Source organism: Botryobacter ruber (genome assembly GCF_003347595.2).
GTDB lineage: Bacteria > Bacteroidota > Bacteroidia > Cytophagales > Hymenobacteraceae > Pontibacter > Pontibacter ruber_A.
Genome location: NZ_QCZK02000020.1, coordinates 1 through 21,099, shown reverse-complemented (window position 1 = coordinate 21,099; position 21,099 = coordinate 1). Strand labels below are relative to the sequence as shown.

General features: G+C 47.3%; 10 protein-coding genes. All 10 read left to right on the top strand.

Annotated features, from left to right (window positions below):
- Positions 1-190 precede the first annotated feature (190 nt).
- The 10 genes from DCW36_RS04355 (at position 191) to DCW36_RS04310 (ending at position 20,791) form a co-directional block, all read left to right on the top strand.
- Complete coding sequence (locus DCW36_RS04355; RefSeq protein WP_128396941.1) at positions 191-2,281, top strand: hypothetical protein; 2,091 nt, start codon at positions 191-193, stop codon at positions 2,279-2,281.
- Between the two features lie 362 nt (positions 2,282-2,643).
- Positions 2,644-5,499 (top strand): hypothetical protein, encoded by a 2,856-nt coding sequence (locus DCW36_RS04350; protein WP_205702870.1) that lies wholly within the window; start codon positions 2,644-2,646, stop codon positions 5,497-5,499.
- Between the two features lie 37 nt (positions 5,500-5,536).
- Positions 5,537-7,186, top strand: coding sequence for a hypothetical protein (locus tag DCW36_RS04345; protein ID WP_114782958.1), 1,650 nt, complete (start codon positions 5,537-5,539; stop codon positions 7,184-7,186).
- Positions 7,187-7,554: 368 nt separating this feature from the next.
- Positions 7,555-8,586 (top strand): LacI family DNA-binding transcriptional regulator, encoded by a 1,032-nt coding sequence (locus DCW36_RS04340; protein WP_114782957.1) that lies wholly within the window; start codon positions 7,555-7,557, stop codon positions 8,584-8,586.
- A gap of 60 nt (positions 8,587-8,646) precedes the next feature.
- Positions 8,647-8,961, top strand: a complete 315-nt coding sequence (locus tag DCW36_RS04335; RefSeq protein ID WP_114782956.1) for an RNA polymerase sigma factor — start codon at positions 8,647-8,649, stop codon at positions 8,959-8,961.
- 754 nt (positions 8,962-9,715) lie between these two features.
- Positions 9,716-9,991: a hypothetical protein gene (locus DCW36_RS04330; RefSeq protein ID WP_114782955.1), complete on the top strand. Its 276-nt coding sequence runs from the start codon at positions 9,716-9,718 to the stop codon at positions 9,989-9,991.
- A 680-nt stretch (positions 9,992-10,671) separates the two neighbouring features.
- Entirely contained in the window at positions 10,672-13,791 is a 3,120-nt protein-coding gene (locus DCW36_RS04325; protein ID WP_205702869.1) for a SusC/RagA family TonB-linked outer membrane protein, read from the top strand.
- A gap of 18 nt (positions 13,792-13,809) precedes the next feature.
- A complete protein-coding gene (locus DCW36_RS04320) occupies positions 13,810-15,609 on the top strand; it encodes a RagB/SusD family nutrient uptake outer membrane protein (RefSeq protein WP_114782953.1) in 1,800 nt (599 codons plus the stop codon).
- 354 nt (positions 15,610-15,963) lie between these two features.
- Positions 15,964-17,730 carry a right-handed parallel beta-helix repeat-containing protein gene (locus DCW36_RS04315; protein WP_164891029.1) on the top strand — a complete coding sequence of 589 codons (1,767 nt, stop codon included), beginning with the start codon at positions 15,964-15,966 and terminating at the stop codon, positions 17,728-17,730.
- Between the two features lie 208 nt (positions 17,731-17,938).
- The gene (locus DCW36_RS04310) at positions 17,939-20,791 is read left to right on the top strand and encodes a heparinase II/III domain-containing protein (RefSeq protein WP_114782951.1); all 2,853 of its coding nucleotides are present in this window, start codon (positions 17,939-17,941) and stop codon (positions 20,789-20,791) included.
- The last annotated feature ends 308 nt before the right edge of the window (positions 20,792-21,099 follow it).

Below are 21,099 nucleotides of genomic sequence, written 5' to 3'. Positions count from 1 at the left end.
GCAGCAGGATACAACAGCGGGTAATGCTGCTAATTCAGATGTTCTCACATTTGGTGAAGTTGCTAGTGAAGACGCACATAAATTATCTGCCACTCTAAGCCGAACCATTACAGGAGGTTTAGGGGAGCCGGCACGGGTGTTGCTTCCCGGTGACAGTGGTGCGTGGGAGGGTGGCTATTTGTCCTTCACGATGAAGGTAGACCCCGTGGAGCAGAATTATATAACGGTGCGTTTGTGGGGTTCCGATGTAAACAAAAGCCGTTTGTTGCTGTATTGCGAGGGAATGCAGGTAGGATACCGTCACCTTGGTGATATCGACTTGTTGGATATCGGTACTGATGCACCATTTGCGAATGGCCGCTTTTTTTATACTACCCTGCCGCTGCCCCTGAACTTAACCAAAGGAAAGCAACAGGTAAACCTGAGGATACAAAGCAACGGGCCTATCTGGGCTTATGGACAAACGTTCGATAAATACCAATATCCCATAACAGAACCAACCCGCGGCATATATAAACTATACACGCATACGCAGGGCACTTTTGTGCCGCCCGCTACCGAAAAACAAGGTGTAAGACCTGATAATCCGCCAGTGCAGCAGCAATTTGGCCCCGAAGTATTGGAGGAAGTAAAAAGGCGGGTGAACCAGGAAATCGTGAAACTTCTGGATTCCCAAAAGCCACTAAGCCAGGTGCAAATGCAGTTTCTGGCAAAGGCATACCGGGTAAAGTGGTCGGAAGGGTACCAGAATCCGCGAGTGGTGCAACAGGTGCAGCGTAGCCTCGATGCCATTTTTGCAGCCTATCGCCAGAACCCACGGTTGGCAGAAGCTGACCCTGCCACGTACAATGCCGATTGGTTTGGTCTGGGTATAACAGGCCAGGTAATTCATCTGCTGCTGGAGCCCTTAAAGCCTGCTCTTGATAAGCAGATTTCAGATGGAGCAGGAGGAAAGCTAACCCGGCGAGCCGCATACACCGAAATATTGCTTGTTTGTCGGGACTGGCACCGCCAGCACCGTCGCCTGTACACCAACCAGTCCATGATCAACGACCTGTACGGTATTTACTATGCAAATAAAGGACTTGCGGCCATTAATCCGGTTAAAGCCATGCCTGAGAACGAAGTGAAGCGCTATTTGTATGAGTCAATCGGATTACAGCCATGGCTGGGCAGCGAGGATGAAAAAGGAGTGCCAAGCAAATCGGCCGGTGAGAATTATATGCAGCTTACGGAAAAAGGCTTAACCAAAGAGCTTGGCTATGTCGGCAATTATGGCGAAGTGCTCGACTGGGTGGCAGAGATTTACGATGCTACCCGACCAAGCCCGGAGCAGCCGGGGGATACCAAAGTAAAAGAGCAACTAAACAAAATTGCATTGGCCCGAACGCCCTTCCGGTATGCAACCGTGGATGCTGCAGGCAATAAAGCCATGCGCATAGAAACCATAGTAGGGTGGCGGGATACCCATTATCCCGGTGATGTGACGTATGTGCAACGGTCTTCCTGGGATGGCACACCTCTCCAGGTTGTGGCTGCTACTTTACACCCAAGTTTGGTAGCCTATGCACAGCAGATGTTCTCTGAGAACCAGTTCTTTGGCCCTGTAAAGCATCACATTGATAGTTATAAAAACAATTTCCGGGTGACGGCAGGATTGTTGCCACTTCCGGACGAATACGACCTTATCAGAGCGCAGCCAGCCAGCCAGGAAAAGCTACCAATGGCATGGGACCAGCCGAATTTTATTTTTTCTGACGAAGAGAATGGCGTGGTGGCAATCAAAAACGGACAGGAAATACTATATGCTTCTCTGTACTGGCGGGCACGACATGCTGTTAATTTTTTGTCGCGGGTGCATTATATCACGCCAATGTACGATCAGATAGCTACTGTATTCGACGAAGAAATCTTTGAACCGAGCAGCCACTTCTTTGCCCGCCCGGATTATACCAATTTTGGTTTTGCCAGAGGCGGCCTGCCATATCCGGAAAATATGCATTCCGCTCATACCGGCGAACAGCTTCCAATTGCCAGAGTGCCTGCTGATGTTCCTTATAAAATCGGGCAGGAAAATGTATATGCAGGTAAAGCCTCTTTTTATAAGTTGCAGTTTGGACAATACCTGATTGGAATGAATGCGTCGACAGACCAAACTTATGAATTGGAAGTTCCCGCAGGATTTAAAGCATCAGAAAATCTTGTTACAAAAGAGCAGGTGCAGGATGTAAGGACAGTACCAGTGGCACCCCGCACTACCGTAGTGTTGTATAGCAACTAAGGCTGGTAGAAGGGTCTTTTTTCTATGACTTTAGAAGTCTAACTGAAGCTGATGCTCTACCATTTCTGCAGCTCCTACTATTTTGACAGATTTTTATGCGCTGCACTAGCCACCAAAGCGACTGGCTCTCCTTCACTATAACGGCAGGTTGTAAATGCGGGATCGTCTAAGCTGGTATAATCATCTTTGCGAGAATCATCTTCCAAAGGCAAGGCATATAAGCAGTGCAGGCTTGTGTGGCAGCAGTCCAAGCATTTAAGACGGAATGTATGATGTGGTATTAGCGTGTACAAACCAGTTTTATTTTGTCCAATAAGTATAGTTTCTTATCTCTTAACTAATAGAAACATATCACTTCCAGCATGTCTACCAGAATAATGTTACATCACCTGATTCTTGCAGGTTTTGCAATTTTAGTCTCCGTAACGGCCATTGCCAATGGCCAACATCCTCGCATTTACGCGTCAGCAGGAGACAGGGAACAGGTAAAAAAGAAAATTTCCACAGAAGCATGGGCCGCCAATAACTGGCAAAGCCTGCAGAAGGAGCTGGAACCTTATGTGAACCGGCACCAGCAGGACCCTGACTGGATTGTTTCGCGGCTGGCCATGTACTGGAAAAAAGGCGAGCACTACACCCAAGGGTATGTTAGGAATGAAAATTTTGACTACGGTACAGGCAATGCACCCGTGCCAACGGTGCGGCTACCAGGCATGCGCACCTGGAACGAGTATATAAACGTACCGCTCGAAAACCGAACCCCCTTTAATGAAAGCGGGGACATGCTGGCAGTGAGCAAGAAGAACCCGGAGGGGGAAGCTGTTCTGGTTCCCTACCGGAAGTCGGGGCATCTGGTACGATTGAATAACACGGAAATACTGAGCCTGGCCGAAAAAGCGGCCTTTGCTTACTGGCTTACCGGCGAAGAAAAATACGCCAAGTTTTCCTCCGACATTACCTGGGCCTGGCTGTTGGGGGTGTACTATATGAACCCACCCCTCGACCCTGAAAAACATTCGGGAGGGCCTGGTGGCTACTTGCCTGGTGGCATTATGGGTTACTACGACTACGAAGTTATTCACGATGACCAGGCTATGGCCGTGGCTGCATCCTACGATTTCCTGTACGACTACCTGAACAAGCACCCGCACAAGCACTTAAAAGCAACCGGTAAAAGTGTAACAGACCTGGCAGGAACCGTATTCAAGCGTTTTATCGAAATAAATATGGTGCGCGGCGGCAAGAGCGGCAACTGGAACATAAACGGCTGGAATTTAGCGATGCGTCCGATACTTGTCCTGGAGACAAACGACTATTACAAAGATGGCCGCGGCCAAGAATATTACCTGCAGTATTTCACTACCACTTCCACGAATTACCACGACGCCCTGCCCGACTTTATTAAAGATTATGATAAAGTAACCGGTCTTTGGTCGGAGTCGCCGGGTTATGCCCTAAGTACCATTGCGATGCTGCTGGATCTGGCGATTCCGATTTACAAACAGGGTGTGGATGTAATAGAAAGCAACCCTATGCTGCAGAAAGCGGCCCTGGCTATTTTCCCGTGGCTGGATGCCCGTGGAAATACCATAGTGTTTGGCGACGGCAGGGGAGGCCCTGCAAATTACGCCATGTTTGAACGACTGCTGACTTACTATACCTGGAAGGGAGATAATGAAAATGCCGCCATTGCCGCATCTGCTATCCGAAAAGGGCTGGATGCAGGTCATTACGACCGCAGCACCTCCGGTTGGGTTGGGTTGTGTGTAAATGTGCCAACAGTACCGCAGCCGGAGAATAGGGAAATCTCTGGAATCCGGACAGCATATTCCGTAGTGCACCGTCACATCACCATGAAAAACGGCAACCAAATAGAAAACGGATTGATGGCGACGCTGTATGGCGGGTATCCGAAAAAGCTGCACCTGAACCCGAACGGACTGGCCATGCAGCTGTACGGCAAGGGCTGGGCACTGGCGCCCGATGCTTCGGGGTACGAATCTTACTGGAGCGATGACTTCAGCTATCACCAAACCGTTACCGGAAGCAACACCATTGTACCTGGATACGAAGCCGGGCCTGTCACCGTCAATGCCATGGAACCTGCTCCGGCACCGGGTAATTTCATAAACGAAAAAGCTATTTCGCCCTATGCTTCTTTTTCGGATGTGTCGGCAGGTGAAAAGCGAAGGGTAATCAGTATTATCAGAACATCGCCTTCTACCGGCTATTATGTCGATGTCTTTCGTTCGGACCAGGATAACAACGACTATATTTTCCATAACCTCGGCAATACCCTGACCCTGAAAAACGAATCAGGTACTCATTTGCCATTGGCTCCTGCTTCCGATTTAGGTACCAGCTATCACCAGGGCTACAGGTACTTTAAAAATCAGCAAAAGGCAGCCTACACTGGCGACCTGTATGCCACCTGGACCATAACGGCTACATCTCCAAGCATCAGCATGGGTATGTGGATGAAAGGACAGCAACACCGGGAGGTATACCAGGTAGAAGCGCCCTATACGAACCTTAATAAAAATGTTACGCCGAACGGTGTGAATACACCTCCCGGAATAACCCCAACTATTATTATCAGGCAAAACGGTAACAATGCCTGGAAAGCTCCTTTCGTAGCTGTGTTTGAGCCATATGAAGGAGCAGAAAAATCGGTTCAGAAAATTACGGCTTTGGCATCGGAGGACCGTTTTGTTGGCTTACTTGTAGAGAGTAAACCACTGAACCAGGAGCTGAGGGGGCGCAAAGAGTATATCCTGCAGGCTGTGGACGAGACTGTATACGCACCTGCAACAGGTATCCGGTTCAGCGGGATGTATGGCATTGCTGCTGAAAATGAGCAGGGCTTCCAGTACCTTTACCTGGGGAAGGGAAGGCTACTTCAGAAAGGTAAATACAAACTTGAAACAACCGGAGCGGCTATTGCGGCTGGTTTAAACCGGAAGGAGGAAGGGCTGGCTTATGCTGCCGATGGAGAAGTTGAAATTACCATTCCACACCACAGCAAAGACCCCGCAGGCAAATTCAGAAAGCTTAGGCTGTATTATCTGCAGGATGGGCACTACATCGAAGCATCCGGAAGTGCAGACGCCTCTGATAGAACGGTAACAGGCAAATTGCCTGCTGGTTATGATGTACTCCTTAAAGTTGCTCCTGCCGGCGAAAAACCGACGGTACAACCAGGCATCAGCAGTCGCTAAGAAAATAAACTTTTGAAGCTCAATTGCAAGAAGTTAGATGAAAGGATTACTTGTGCTGTTAATTTTTCTGTTATGTCCGCTATTACTGACCGCGCAGGAGTGGCAATGGTCGGTGAAGGTACCGGGTGTGTTTTCACAGGAAACCAATGATAACCCCCGTGCCTTTCTCTGGATTCCGCCTGACTGCAGGCAGGTGCGGGCAGTTGTGGTAGGGCAGCACAACATGCTCGAAGAAGGTATCCTGGAGCACCCGGTATTCCGTCAGGAGCTGGCAAAGCTGGGTATAGCTGAAGTTTGGGTTACCCCTGGCATCGACTTCGTATTTGATTTTGAGAAGGGGGCAGGGGAGCAGTTTAACGGAATGCTGGAGGCTCTGGCAAAGGAGTCGGGGTACCAGGAGCTGGCATTCACTCCGGTGGTACCTATCGGACATTCCGCAGCAGCGAGTTACCCCTGGAACTTCGCCGCCTGGAGCCCGGACCGAACACTGGCAGCCATTTCCATCAAAGGAGATGCCCCGCTCTCCAACCTGACAGGCAGCGGACGTCCCAACCCCGATTGGGGCAGCAGAACCATAGCAGGTGTTCCGGGCCTGATGGTGATAGGAGAGTATGAATGGATGCCGGAACGGATGGTGCCTGCGCTGGCCTATCGCGCAAAACATCCTGCTGCACCAGTCTCCTTACTTACTGATGCCGGGCGCGGCCATTTTGATATTTCAGATGAGTTGGTTCAATACCTGGCGCTGTTTATCCGCAAGGCCGCTCACCAGCGCCTGCCTGCCCAAATGCCGCTCAGCAAGCCTGCCACGCTGAAGCCCATCGACCCACAAAAAGGTTGGCTCGCCGACCGCTGGCGTACCGATTCCTTACCACAAGCGCCAGCTGCGCCTTATGCCGCATATACTGGTAACACACAAGAAGCCTTCTGGTATTTTGATAAAGAATTAGCGGAGGCTACCGAAACGCATTATGCCCGGGTACGGGGCAAAAAGCCGCAGCTGCTTGGCCTGGTGCAGCACGAAATGGTGTTGCCGCAAAATAAGTCGCATGCCCAAGTCAGCCTGCAGTTTATTCCCCTGGAAGACGGCATCAGCTTCAGGGTAGGCAGTACTTTTCTGGATACAGTGCCGGCCGGCCACCCGAACCCGGCCAAATGGACCAAGCTCCCAGCTGGTTCTCCCATTGGTCACGCCTCAGGCCCGGTCAGCCTTTCCCGCATCACCGGTCCCCTGGTGCAGACAGGTCCGGAAACCTTTCGAATTCAGTTCTACCGCATGGGGATGAATAACCCCAAACGGTCTAATGATATCTGGCTGCTGGCGAGCCACCCGGGTGACAAAAACTACAAAAGTGCCGTGCAGCAGGCAAACCTGAAGTTTCCGTTACAAAACAAGGACGGAGCAGCCCAACACATTACCTTTCCTGTTATCCCTAACCAGCAGGCGAAGAAAACAAAGTCCATCGAATTGAAAGCTACCTCTGATGCTGGCGTGCCGGTTCAGTATTATGTGCGCGAAGGCCCGGCCGTGCTGGAGGGCAATACTCTGAAATTTACTAAAATACCGCCCCGAGCAAAGTATCCAGTAAAGGTAACGGTGGTTGCCTGGCAGTACGGACGCAGTATGGTGCCTAAGCTACAGTCGGCGGAACAGGTGGAGCGGACGTTCTACCTGTTAAACCACTAAGCATATCCTTTATTAATTTTTTTCAGCTACCTTCTTTGCTTTTAGTAAACAGCTACCCTCATGGGTGAAATTAGCTTGCCATAGACCTGCGTATTATAATCCCCTTTCAGACTCAATTCTCGCTTCAATTTCAGCTGTCTGAACACTCAAGGCCGTAGGATGAATTTGTTTGCAGTGCTGTTGCTCCTATACTTCAATAAAACATGTATTGGGTTTTTTAACGGCTTTTTGTTAAATCGATTTAGATAAAATAATGCTTGCTAAATCGATTTAGTATACTTATCTTTGAATCAGTTAAGGTATGGCAGGCGCTAAACAACATAAGGCACGTACTAACAAGTATTTGTAAGTGTAACAGCGGAAGGATAATGAAAAAGATTTCTTTAAAAGATATTGCAGAGCAGCTGGAGGTTTCTAAAACCACGGTATCATTTGTGCTGAACGGGAAAGCAAAGGAAAACCACATCAGCGAAAGCCTCACGCAGAAGATCCTAAAGTATGTGGAGGAGGTAGGTTATGTGCCGAACCAACTTGCCCGGGGCTTGCGAACAGGCGAAACTAAAGTGATAGGAGTGCTGGTGGAAGATATTTCTGACCCCTTCTTCTCGAGTATCGCCCGCCGCATTGAAGAAGAAGCCAACAGCAAAGGCTACAAGATTGTGTACTGCAGCACCGAAAACAATGCAGATAAAACAAAGGAGCTGCTAGAGGTATACAAAAGCCGCCAGGTAGACGGCTTCATTATTGCACCGCCACCTGGCATCGAAAAAGAAATACAGGCGCTCCAGAAGAGTAACCTGCCGGTAGTGCTGTTCGACCGTTACTTCCCGGAGGTTGCCACCGACACAGTGGTGGTGGAAAACCAAAGGAGTAGCTACAATGCCACAAACCATTTGCTACATAACGGGTACAAGCAGATAGCCTTTATCACGCTAGCGTCGGAGCAGGTGCAGATGCAGGACCGCTTGCAGGGATATAAAGAGGCCATGGAAGAGCAGCACCTGGCGCACTACATCCAGAAGATACCCTTCGACCTTAAGCCTAAAAAGATAACCAAAGAGATACAAGCATTCCTGGAGCAGCACCCAAACATTGATGCCGTGTTCTTTGCGACCAACTACCTGGCCGACAGCGGTCTGGAGGCGATACAGAACCTGGGGCTGGAAATGCCTGCCGACATAGGCGTGGTGGTGTTTGACGACGAAAAGCTCTTCCGCCTGTTCAGGCCACCCATTACGGCCATTGCACAGCCTATCAAGGAAATAGCTAAAAGTATTGTGAGCCTCCTGCTCGATAAGTTAACGGGAGCTGCTAAAAAGAACGACTATAAAAAAGTGGAGCTAAGTACCACCTTGTACGAGAGAGCCTCATCTGTACCCGTACTGGCGGCGTCCAGGTAGGCGGTGATGCCGAAGTAAGTTTACTATAAGTTTGACCAGACCACAATTCTATTTAATCAGATGAAGGTAGTTCAGTTAAATAACAATCAGGAGCAAAAAGCACTTTGGGTAAAGTTTCAATCAGGTGATAAAGCTGCTTTCGCCCAGATTTACCAGCGCAACATTAGCATCCTCTACCAGTATGCAAAAAGCCTCGGTGCTGCCAATGACCTCGTAGATGCCGCCATACAGCAGTTGTTTGTCGAGATGTGGACCAACAGGGCGACCTTGCCTGTACCCGCTTCCGTTTCCTTTTATTTCTATGCAGCCCTGAAATCACGCCTGGAAAATTCCCGTTCTCTTCAGAAAGAGGCACACGTAAAGGAACCTGTATAACTCCCTTTCTTTTGGCTGCATGGTTGCTGAAGAATTAACCGGCTGCAGGCAATAGTAAATCTTGTCAGAGCATCTAACTTCCTATAGCCTTGCCCGTATTGTGTGCTCAGTACAATTGGCAAGGCTATTATTTTATAGCTTCGGGGTATGGGAATGATTAATTATACCACCTCGTAAAAAGTGCCTTCCGATGCTGAGGTGTGGGTTGTGGTTGAGCAAAAGGTCAAAGAGTGAGGGATGGAGCGGTTGTCTGAGCTCCTCTGGCTTCTTCGGCCGGAGAGCGAGCCGCGAGAGATAGACGGCTCGCCCTGTTTTATATACTGCCTCTGCCACCATTCCCACTGCTGCTGGCAAATGAAGAGAAGTTCTATGCTAGCTTGTAAAGATGATTTGGGGTATAAATCAGGTACATGCTAAGTAAGTGGTGATACTAGCTTACTTTTGCTAAAGTAGCATTACCCGATTTCCTTTTGCTGCATAAATTGTTTACAAACTGCAGAAAATCTACTATATTTACCTGAGCCGCTTTACAATAGAGGGGTGAAAGTTGCAGGTGTTGTATAAATGTTGTTTCATTAAACTTATTTCGCTGCATGTCTTTTACTGGTTCTGCGTTAAAACATGATTTTAGGTGCTGCGTAAAGATTCATTACTTTTTTTGTCCAAAAATGGGTAGGTTCAGGTCTACCTATATGAAGGAAACAGCAAGAAGCCTTCTGAGAACTCCTGGTTTGAATGCCTAATTAAAAATGAAATGGACTTAAAGAAATATAGATATTATTCAGCTGACGAATTTGTGAATGAGGAGGGTTTCTGGCTTTGGGTGTTGGAAAACGACGAAGCACAGCAAATATTCTGGCAACAGGTGCAGAACGTGTACCCGGAGAAGCAGCAGGAAATAGAGCAGGCCAAGCAAATGGTTCTGGCGATGAATACTATTGAAGAAGAATTGCCGGCAGCTAAAGTAGATGCGCTGTGGAATAAAATTTTAATATCGGCCACCGAGTCAGCGCTATACCCACTTAACTAATACCCACTGAATAGAGCATCCGAATACCGGAGCTGCTCATCTTTAATAAATTTAATATATTATGGGCGCATTAATTTCTTAAGCATAAGAATTTAATGCGCCCATTTTTTTTACATACTAATTTTCTAAAAGCCTTACCATAGTCATAGTAGTGTTTTCTGCTTACGATTAACTTTCAGCTATCTCAGCATTTTCCTGCCCTTATTTCATTCAGTACACCTTGAGACAGGCTTATTGTGCAACACTTCCAATAAAAGCCACATCTACTACTGTTGTATGCTCCTACCAAGTCATTCTGGAAATTTGGTGCAACAGCTGTGTTTAAAAAAGTAATACCCTGTGTCGTAGAATATTTTCCTTAACTGCATTAGGCTTTTCAACCCTTCCTCTTTTAGAAAGACCTGTAGCTGCTAATATTTTTATTGTAACAAATTTTCTGGAAAATCTGAATTCTTTTTGTCTAAACTAACAACTGTTTGTACTCTATTTTGCATATAGTCAGTGGAGATAAGTTTGATCACTATATGTGTTTAGTGGTCTGACTGGTTGCAGAAAATGATACCATAAGGGTATGCAACATAAGCGAAAAATAGCTATGAAAAAATGTTCCGCCGCTCCTGGTGCTTCATGCGCCTTGTTATTGCAATTATAAATCAATTCTAACCTATAAAGTAAACAATATGGATTTACAATTACGGAGAAAAAAATGGCTACTGATGGCTATGGGGCTAAGCCTTGGGCTTGTGCAGCCTAAAGCACATGGTGCTGTATACGCGGGTAGTACAGCTTATAGGTCAGGCCTGTATACTACTGCCATAACTGAATTTGTTAATGTAAAACAAGGGCAGGTTCTTGTAAAAGGCAAAGTTACGGCACAGGAGGACGGTACACCACTACCTGGTGTAAGTGTTGCTGTTAAAGGAAAACCTGGTATTGGTTCAATTACAGATTCTGAAGGGAATTTCTCATTGGCACTACCTGACGGAAGTAGTACCTTGATCTTTTCTTTTGTGGGGTATGTTTCAAAGGAAGTGACTGTTAGTAACAGGACACAGCTGAACGTGCAGTTGAGTACAGACCAGAAGGCGCTTCAGGAGGTGGTTGTAGTAGGGTATGGCACTCAGAAAAAGTCTGACCTGACAGGTGCCATATCAAGCGTATCAAACGAAACCTTAGTTAGAGGAGGTAATTTTAACCCGGTTGGTGCGCTTCAGGGCAATGTGTCTGGGGTAAATATTATCCGCTCCAACAATAAACCAGGGGGTGGCTTTAGCATCGATATCAGGGGCCTGAGTTCGATTTCGAGCAGTAATGCGCCCCTGATCGTTGTGGATGGAATTCCGGGCGCCAATATAGATAAAATCAATCCGGATGATATTGAAAAAATTGATATTCTGAAAGATGCGTCTGCTACTGCTATTTATGGGTCGCGTGGAGCAAACGGTGTGGTTATCGTAACAACAAAGCGAGGTGTGGTAGGTAAACCAAAAATCAGTTACAGCAACTACCTAGGGTTTAAACAGTACACCAACCTGCCGGATATGATGTCCGGAGAAGAATACGTACAGTTGGCGCGTGAGGCAAGGAGGGCAACCAACAACAATGAATACGTAGCCGACGAAAAGATTTTTACAGATGCTTCGGAATTAAAAGCGGTACAGGATGGTAATTATTATGATTGGATAAAAGCGGTTTCTAAAACTGCCAGGCAGACCAATCACAGCCTTTCTGCTTCGGGTGGTACTGAAGAGGCCAGGTATTCTGTATCAGGTGGATATTACCGTGAAGAAGGTATGCTTTACCCACAGGATTACCGCCGCTATAACCTAAGAGCAACGCTGGATTTAAAAGCCAATGAACTTTTTAGTTTTGGAGCCAGCATCTATTTGTCACATGATAATCGTGAAACGGGAAACTCTGATTTGTTACAGGACGCTTTCCGGATGCGTCCGACGCAGCACCCCAATAGTCTGGTAACCGGAGAAGAGCAATGGCGGTTTCCCAGCAATGGTTTGTTCAACCCACTGGTAACGCAGGAAAATGAGTTTAACAATGTAAAGAGTACGAATATTTTAGGAAATGCTTACCTAGCAGTAACTCCGCTAAAGGGCCTGATGATAAAATCCACTTTCTCGCCATCGCTGGAAGATGTCCGTGCCGGCCAGTACCGGGGCGTGTATACGAAAGCACTACAAGGTACAGCAGCTGGTGGAACAAACAACATGAGAAGGTTCAGTAACACCGATTGGGTATGGGACAATATTGCAAATTATAAATGGGAAAACAGCAAACACAAAGTCGATGTTACAGGTGTGTACTCGCTGCAGCAGACACAATATGAGAACTTGTATGCTGCATCCCGCAACCTGAAGTATAATTCGCTGTGGTATAATCTGCAGGGTGGTGAAATAACAGGTTTTAACTCTGCTTACACTCAAACAAGCCTGATGTCTTACCTGGGACGTGCAAACTACACATTCCTGGATAAATACCTCCTCACAGTAAGTGCACGTTACGATGGGTCATCCAAACTGGCATCTGGTCACAAATGGGCGCTTTTCCCGTCTGCTGCTATTGGTTGGAGGGTAAGCGAGGAAGCATTCCTGAAAGATGTAACCTGGTTATCTAATATGAAGTTGCGTGCCAGCTACGGTAACACCGGTAATGATGCAGTAGGTCCTTATTCCACAAACGGAACAATTTCCGGGTCACAGTATTATTCATTTGGTTCAGATGTGATAGGAAACGTTCCAAACAACCTGCGTAACGATGCTTTAACCTGGGAAAAAACATCAGAATATAACCTGGGGCTGGACTTCGGATTTATCCAGAACCGAATTTCAGGTAGTGTGGAAGCCTATAATCGCCTGACCAGAGACCTGATAATGAGAAAAAGCATTCCGACACACCTAGGTTACTCTAGCATAGACGATAATGTAGGCTCAGTAAGAAATAAAGGCGTAGAATTAACTTTAAACACTGTAAATGTGCAGTCGGGTAATTTCAGCTGGAATTCTACATTAACACTAGCGTATAACAAAAATGCCATAGTAGACTTGGCGTTTAAGGAAGATTTGGGCAAATATTCGCCTCAACTGGCAGGAATGGAGGGCGACTATACCAACAAGTGGTTTATCGGGCAGCCTATCCGTTCAAACTGGAACCTGATGAACATAGGTGTTTGGCAATTAGGTGAAGAAGCAGAAGCTGCCAAATACGGCCAAAGACCGGGTCAGTTCAGAGTGCAAGATTTTGATGGTGATGGTACGATTCATCCTGATAAAGATAGATTCCTTGATGGTAAGCGCCAGCCAGATTGGATAGGAGGCTTTACCAACACTCTCCGATACAAGAATTTTGATTTTGCTGTCCATAGCTACTGGAGAACTGGTGCAAGAGAAAGAAACCAGTTTTATGTTTCCTGGGCATTGGAGAACAATAACCCGAATTTCAATAACATGAAAAAAGATTACTGGACTCCTGAAAATCCTTCCAATACAATGGCGCAACCTTCCAATATGGGGCCCTACAGAGACGCAAATAGCAGTACAACTTCAGTTTCTCATGTAATGCACAGTACAGATTTCCTGAAAGTAGCTTATGCTACATTTGGTTACACTTTCAGAAGCGATTTGTTAAGCAAAATTAAGATGAGCAACCTGCGCGTGTATGCAACAGTTCAAAACCCTTATATTTTAACCAACTTCAGCGGATATGACCCTGAGCAACCTTCTACGGGTATCGGTTCCAGTGATGCCATGACCCGCAATATTCTTTTCGGTTTAAACACTTCATTCTAAGTAAATTTTTTAAGATATATGAAAACCAATAAATTTTTTATAAAAGGAATGCTGGCATTGTCTTTACTTATGGGGAGTGCTGGCTGTTCAGATGATTTTCTGGATGAGGTCAACCATTCCAGCCAGTCAGCAGAAGAATTCTTTGCTACAAGGTCAGGGTTTGAAAACCTGATTGTCGGGTGCTACTCAAATCTGAGGGGAATCTACAACAGTAAGGACTATCAGAACGTTACGCAGCTGGGAACCGATATTGTTACACAGAATTTTACAGGAAGTATAAATCCTCTTAATCAGTATACCGTTACCTATGATGCTAACCAGGGAAGTCTATTGGGCTACTGGAACGATTTATATAACGCATTGAAGAACGTAAATGCTGCGATAGATAGGGCGCCACAGGTACTCACCAAAGCCCAGGACCCGGATGGTATTGAAACTGCTGTTTTAGAGCAGCGAGTAGCAGAGGCCAAGGCACTGAGAGCGCTCTACTTGTTTGAACTTGTACGGAACTGGGGTAAAGCACCGCTAATGATAGCTGAACCAATGGCTCCAACTACGACAGCGGAATTAACAGAAGGCCCCAAGTTTTATGAGCAGATTTTGAAAGACCTTACCGATGCCATCGCTGTTTTGCCTAAAAAGCAAACAGGTGCAAATTACGGCAGAATGTCAGCCTCCGCTGCAAAACACCTCCGAGCACTTGTTTACCTGACAAGAGGGTACGAAAGCTATGCTGATGCCAATGATTTTACGAATGCCTATAATGATGCCGTAGATGTTATCCAGAATTCAGGGCATACGCTGTTGCCTGATTATCTGCAGGTGCACCGGCAGGCTAATGAAACGAATGCAGAAATTATTTTTTCGGTTGGTTTTTCGGCAACTGCCAACAACAACGTGAACAACTTTCCTAAATGGTATTTGTTTCCCTACCGTGAGGGATGGGCGGGGCTGACAAAGAGCGCCTATTACAGCAACGATGACGTATTCGGCCAGCCTACTAAATTCCTGTATCTGCTGTTCGACTGGCACAAGGACAGAAGGGCCGAAGTTACATTTATGAGCCCTATGAACGCCAACCCTGCCACCTCTATTGATGGAAGAAATACAGGAAAGAACTGGTTTCAGGCAACTTCAGCTGTAGCCGGAAAATTTGCAGTAGGCGATACAGTGATTTATTTTCCTGTTCCGACAGATTCTAAATTCAAGTACTGGACAGAGGCTGAAAAAAGTGGGAAAAAGTATGTCATTTATAACTACCCAACAGGCGACCCTAAGGATTTCTCGAATGACGACTATTTTAAAGTTGCTTACCAGACCTCAAATGCCACCACCAGGGCCTGGCTGCCTGTCTGGAAGTTCAAGGATGCCAATACTATCTTCAACGAGAGTGGTGCGGCATCAGGAACACGCGATATTTATATTTTTCGTTTAGCAGAAACATACCTCATTGCTGCGGAGGCTGCTGTGAAGAAAGGGGACAATGGGAATGCATTAACCTACCTGAACGCCGTAAGAAGAAGAGCGGAAAAAGTACCGGGTGCTTTGCAGAAAACAGGGCAGGTAACACTGGATGATATTCTGGATGAGCGTGCACTGGAATTGTTTGGCGAAGTGCCTCGCTGGAACGACCTGCAGCGAACAAAGAAGCTGGCTGAAAGAGTGCTCAAATATAACTGGGATGTAACAAACATAAATGGCGGTGTACCGACGCAGCTTGCCCTGAACTCTACAAAATATAATCTGCGCCCCATTCCGCTTTCGTGGTTAAACTCACTTTCGAATCAGAGTGAGCTTTCCAACAATCCAGGCTGGTAAGGGTGTGATAAAGGTACTACTGTGTAGTGAGTACACCTTTGCCTGAAATAGTATAATTTTCCCAGAGCAGTATTCGTGTGAACTTCCCTGTTCCCTTATATTGCTTTGGGAAATTCTGCTTTGGCTTCTGTAAAGTGCTCATTTTTAGAGATTACATTAGGTAATTTTCAAAGTTCTCCTTTCTGATGCACTTGCTATTAATAACTGGGCCTATACACTCAAGTTAGCGCCTTTACAACACCATGTTAGGCATTATTTAATTATAAGAACAGAACGAAGATGAATTATAATATCAAAGTTGTATTGCTATTCCGGACTTTTCTGCTTTTAAGCATTTTAAGTAGTAGCACAAAAATGTTCGCCCAGGCATCTATTCAGGGAATTCCCCAGTTTGCCAACGGCGCCTGGACTATCCGGTATAATCAGCCAGCTGCCCAGGAAGTTTTTGAGGTTGCACCTGCATCTGATGGTATAATTATAAAAAAAAAGCCAGCTGCAACGGTAGCAGAAGATGTTTATGTCTTTTGCCATTTTAAGCTGGATAAACCAATTAAGGAATTGTCGTTTGAGTACAGGCCGGAAGGCAAGGCTGTACAGGTACCCATCACTCTTTACGATGCAGCAGTCAATGTATTGTGGCAGTACGATGGCAGTGAAAAAGCACCTGAGAAGGTAAAGCTCAAAAACCTGAAAATACGAGGACAACTGGTATTTAAGGTCAGACAGGATAAAGCAGGAACATCAGCCGGTGACTGGTCACACTGCATTCGTAAACTTAAGGTAACAGAAGACAAGCAAGCTCCTGTTCTGGCAGCTGATGGTTATATGCTGATTGATAATGTAGACGAACTCCGCAGATTAGCTGGTGAGGATAATGTAAAAGTCAGGCTGAAACCTGGCACTTACAGGATTGATAAAGCTTTGTTCCGCCACTTCATCGAGTTTACCGGAAACAACTCTACTTGGGACCTGAAAGGCGTGAAGTTTCAGGTTGATACAAAGTTGTTTAGTCAGTTTGGAGTAGCGCCGGGTGGTGGCGATGCCCTGATGTATTGTGCCATGACATTGTCAGGAAATAACATCGTCATGGAGGGGCTGCAGGTAGAAACATACGGCAACAAACCCGGAATCCAGAGTAGGAACAAGATTTTCAATATTACCGGAATCGGCGTAACGCTTCGGAATGTGGAGGTGACCACGGAAGGCTCCAATCCCTGGGGGTACGGGAGCCTCTTTGGTATAAGTGGTGGCGATGTCCGGAAAATGAACGGCATCCGGATTGGTTGGCCTGGCAAGGATGTGAAGCTCATCGGCTGCCGTGTGCACATGCGTGCCATGGGGCATGCCATTTTTGTGCAGGGCGCTGAAAATACGCTCATAGAAGATTGCCATGTAGACGGTCTGCTCCGGAAAACCGACGAAATATTGGCCGAAACATCAGGATATGCTTTTGACAGAGATTTTAAAGCCGGAGGTAAAAATTATATAGAAGGTGTGATAGTGGGAGAGGACGGTAAAATTCTGCCGGGCGAGATGGTTTCGCTCAGCGAGGACGGCATTCGTATTTATCCAGAGGCTTCCGGCGGAAAGGTAACAGGAACTGCTACCATCAGAAATTGTACAGTAACCAATATGCGCCGTGGTATCTGCACCGGCCTTAATGCTATCGGCGACCTGGTAATAAACTGCCAGGTGACGAATTGTGTGGCATCGGGCTTTAATGTAGGGGCCAACGACAAACTGGTGAACTGCCGGGCGGATGCCAAATATGCCGAAGCGCTTTCAGTGCCTTATGTACGGGCGCAGCATGCAGAAGTTGAATTGGAGATTCTCGACAGCAGGGGCGGAGTAGCAAACAATCTGCTTGCAAAAATCAACGGGGAGAACCACCATATAAAGCTGACAACTGCAAACCCAATTTTCATTCCGGCACCAATGGTAATCGAACTTTCTACCACCAAAGGCTATGGTGGTCCCCGCAATGGTAGCCAGCCCAGTGCAAAAAACATTAAGTTAATCAATAAAACACCTGCCCCTGTTATTTACCTGCCGGGAACTGAGAAGGTGGAAGTGGAGAGCATCGGGAGGATAGACGACCACAGCACTGTTCTTGAAAATTAGTTCAAATTGCTAAGCCTCCCTTTCTACTTTCATCTCTCATGTTCCTCTCTCAGCAGCATGAGAAGCAGTGGCAATGGTTGCTGGTGCAATAAACATCTGAAGGTATATTATAAGGAATAGTGTCCAAAAGTAAATTCTTGATGCTCAATAATTATAATCCTTCGCATTAGCAGGATATAAACAGAGAGTTAAAAGAAAACTGATAAAGATGAAAACCTCCTCCCGATTTACGACAACACTTACGCTCCTCATTACCTGTATTTTTACCTTTCACGTTTCAGCACAGGATATCAAAATTCCTGCAAAATACACGGCGGCGCATCCGCGCATTCTTGGAACCGAAGCATCCGACAGAGCAGCTGTTAATAAGCTTCTGGACTCGGAAGCGTGGGCGCAGCAGGTGTACGAGCAGACCAAAGCCAAGATTAACCCTTATGTAAACCGGCATGTGAAAGACCCGAAGTGGATAGTGTCTCGGTTGCAGATGTACTGGAACAGCCACGCCACCGATGTCTTCATCAAAGGCGGCGTTTACGCACATGCTACTGGCAAAGCGCCCGTACCAACTCCTCGCTTTACCGGCACCCGCGACGCCACAACACCCTATAAGCGGCCAAAGCTGAATGACATAAAACCTTACATGGACGATGAGCGCGGGCTGTACCTGCAGAACGGCACCAAAGAAGGCAACCCGTGGGAATGGGCGGAGCAGTCCAAGACCGGTCGCATTGTGGAGGCCATTAACTGCGAAATTATGGAGCTTGCCGAAAACGCTGCCTTTATGCACTGGTACACCGGCGAGGAAAAATACGCCCGCTTTGCCTACGACCTTTTCGATACCTACATGACCGGCATGTACTACCGCAAAGAACCCTTCGATTTGGCACGTGGGCACCACCAGACACTCGTAGGCTTGTCTTCTTTTGAAGTGATTCATGAAGACATCCTCAACGAGCTTACCGCCACCTACGATTTCCTGCACGATTACATCCTGACCAAAGCCCCTTCCAAACAAACTGTTTACGACGAAGCTTTTAAGAAATGGGCCGACATCATCATTCAAAACGGTGTGCCGCACAACAACTGGAACCTGATGCAGGCCGACTTTGTGGCGCACATTGCCCTGGTGCTACAGGACAATAATGCCTATAAAGATGGCAAAGGCACCCAATTCTACCTCGACCAGATTCTGAACCGCACCACGCTCCGCCAATGGGCGCTCACCGACCTGGTAAACAAAGGCTTCGATGCCAATACCGGCTTCTGGAACGAAAGCCCCAGCTATTCCACCATGGTAGTGAACGACTTTTCCAAGTTCGTCACCCTCTTCGACAGAACGCTCAACTTTGACCTGCTGCCTTCGCTGCCCATCGTGCCCAAAGCCGTAACAGCTACGGCGCAGTACCTCTGGCCGAATGGCTACATGGTGGGCTTTGGTGATACCAAATACGTGGGCCTGCCGACGGCGGGCATGCAGCAGCTGATTCTGAATGCCCAGAAGCACCAGAAAAAAGAACAGGAGGAGCAATTTACCCGCATGTACAAAATGGTGGCAGGCGAAAGCAGCAAGGGTGGTGCCGGCAAACCACAGGGAAGTTCATACAAGCTGCTCTTCAATACAGCACCCATGCATCTGAATGCCACTATACCAGCCGGTAAACTAGAGGAGTTCCTAACACCTACGTTTCATGCGCCCAATGTAAGTTACTTCGTGCAGCGCAACGGCCTCGACCCGCAGCACGGCCTCATGATTTCGCAGGCGGGCTCTATGGGCAACCACGCCCATGCCAATGGCATTGCCATGGAATTGTATGGAAAAGGACTGGTACTGGCGCCGGAAATGGGCATCGGCACAAGCTACTTCCAGCCCGACTATGCTGAGTACTACTCGCAGTTCCCTGCGCACAACACCGTGGTGGTAGACGGCATTTCGGCTTACCCGGTTATGAAGAGCAACCATAGCTTTGAGGTACGGGCTGCTTACCCGGCACCGGGGCAGAAAACCGGCTACTTCTCCGGTGTAACCTTCTCCGACCTTTACTTCCGCGAGCCCGAGACCAACGCCGACCAGAACCGCCTGATGAGCATTGTGCGCACCAGTGAAATTACCGGCTACTACATCGACATTTTCCGCTCCAGAAAGAAAGAAGGCGGCGACAAACGGCACGACTACTTCTACCACAACCTGGGCCAGGAGCTGACGTTGGCCGATGCCGCAGGCAAGCCGCTTCCGCTGCAACCCACCCGCAAACTGGCCTTCGCCGACGGCGATATGTTTGCCTACGACTACCTCTGGAACAAGCAGTCTGTAAAGCTGGAGCAGGATTACCAGGCCACCTATAAACTGAACATACCAGGTAAAGACGAGGTGCTGATGAACATGTGGATGAAAGGCGCCCCGGAACGCGAAATTTTTGCCGTAAAAGCCCCGCCGTCTAAATCGTTCGGGACAGGTGGTATGGTTCCTGCTGAAATAGCTGACCTGCCCCTGCATACCATCGTGGCCCGCCAGACTGGCGAAGCCTGGAACCGTCCGTTTGTAGCCGTGTATGAACCTTCTACGTCCAGAGAGCCTAAATATATAGCCGCCATTACTTCCTTCGTTCCGCAGGGTGTCGGTGCCGACTTTGTAGGCCTGACTGTAGAAAGCAAAAACAACAGCCGCGAGTATATTTTTTCTGCTGTAGATGCCACCAAACCCATTGTACATGCGGACATGCGCTTTACGGGAACTTATGGCATCATCAGCGAGAACAGCGAAGGCCTGCGCTACCTCTTCCTGGGCAAGGGTAACCGAATAGGAAAAGAAGGCTGGAGCCTGGAAAGCAAAGAAGCAACAGCCGCAGCCCTGTCCAAAGAAAACGACGCCTGGTACATTACCGCCGATACGCCTGTAGCATTAACTGTACCTGCCACCATAGCCTCTGCTAAAAAAGGTTTGAAGTTGACTGTAGACGGAAAAGCACAAACAGTAAAAGGAAGAAATGTGAAAGTGGATGGTAGGAAAGCAGTATTCTTTGAGCTGCCTGCTTTGCCATCTACAAAAATGGAGGTGTTGTAGAAGCAGACTTATAAACTTGTGAAGAACAGAAGCAGGCGCTGTTCCCTCGTCTGGAACAGCGCCTGCTAATTTGGTAAAACATGAACCAGATCCGGCTTCCCTGTACAAACTTGTTCGCTCAAATTTGTCCAAACTAAATGTTTAATAACTCTACTTTATTGAAGCCTGGTTGTGCCCGGAAGGATGCTCCACTATAATTTTGATAAGTTAAATCATTAGTGTCCAAACGTTGCTTTTTTATATCTATATAATCTACTGTAATTAAAGATGTTATACCTTGTTTTTGGATTTTTCGATTTGAAATGGGT

Bases quoted from the DNA above. Each gene is read 5' to 3' on its own strand.
- DCW36_RS04315 (WP_164891029.1), top strand. From the start codon at position 15,964: ATGTTCGCCCAGGCATCTATTCAGGGAATTCCCCAGTTTGCCAACGGC.
- DCW36_RS04320 (WP_114782953.1), top strand. From the start codon at position 13,810: ATGAAAACCAATAAATTTTTTATAAAAGGAATGCTGGCATTGTCTTTA.
- DCW36_RS04330 (WP_114782955.1), top strand. From the start codon at position 9,716: ATGGACTTAAAGAAATATAGATATTATTCAGCTGACGAATTTGTGAAT.
- DCW36_RS04310 (WP_114782951.1), top strand. From the start codon at position 17,939: ATGAAAACCTCCTCCCGATTTACGACAACACTTACGCTCCTCATTACC.
- DCW36_RS04350 (WP_205702870.1), top strand. From the start codon at position 2,644: ATGTCTACCAGAATAATGTTACATCACCTGATTCTTGCAGGTTTTGCA.
- DCW36_RS04345 (WP_114782958.1), top strand. From the start codon at position 5,537: ATGAAAGGATTACTTGTGCTGTTAATTTTTCTGTTATGTCCGCTATTA.
- DCW36_RS04335 (WP_114782956.1), top strand. From the start codon at position 8,647: ATGAAGGTAGTTCAGTTAAATAACAATCAGGAGCAAAAAGCACTTTGG.
- DCW36_RS04340 (WP_114782957.1), top strand. From the start codon at position 7,555: ATGAAAAAGATTTCTTTAAAAGATATTGCAGAGCAGCTGGAGGTTTCT.
- DCW36_RS04325 (WP_205702869.1), top strand. From the start codon at position 10,672: ATGGATTTACAATTACGGAGAAAAAAATGGCTACTGATGGCTATGGGG.
- DCW36_RS04355 (WP_128396941.1), top strand. From the start codon at position 191: ATGAAGGTAGACCCCGTGGAGCAGAATTATATAACGGTGCGTTTGTGG.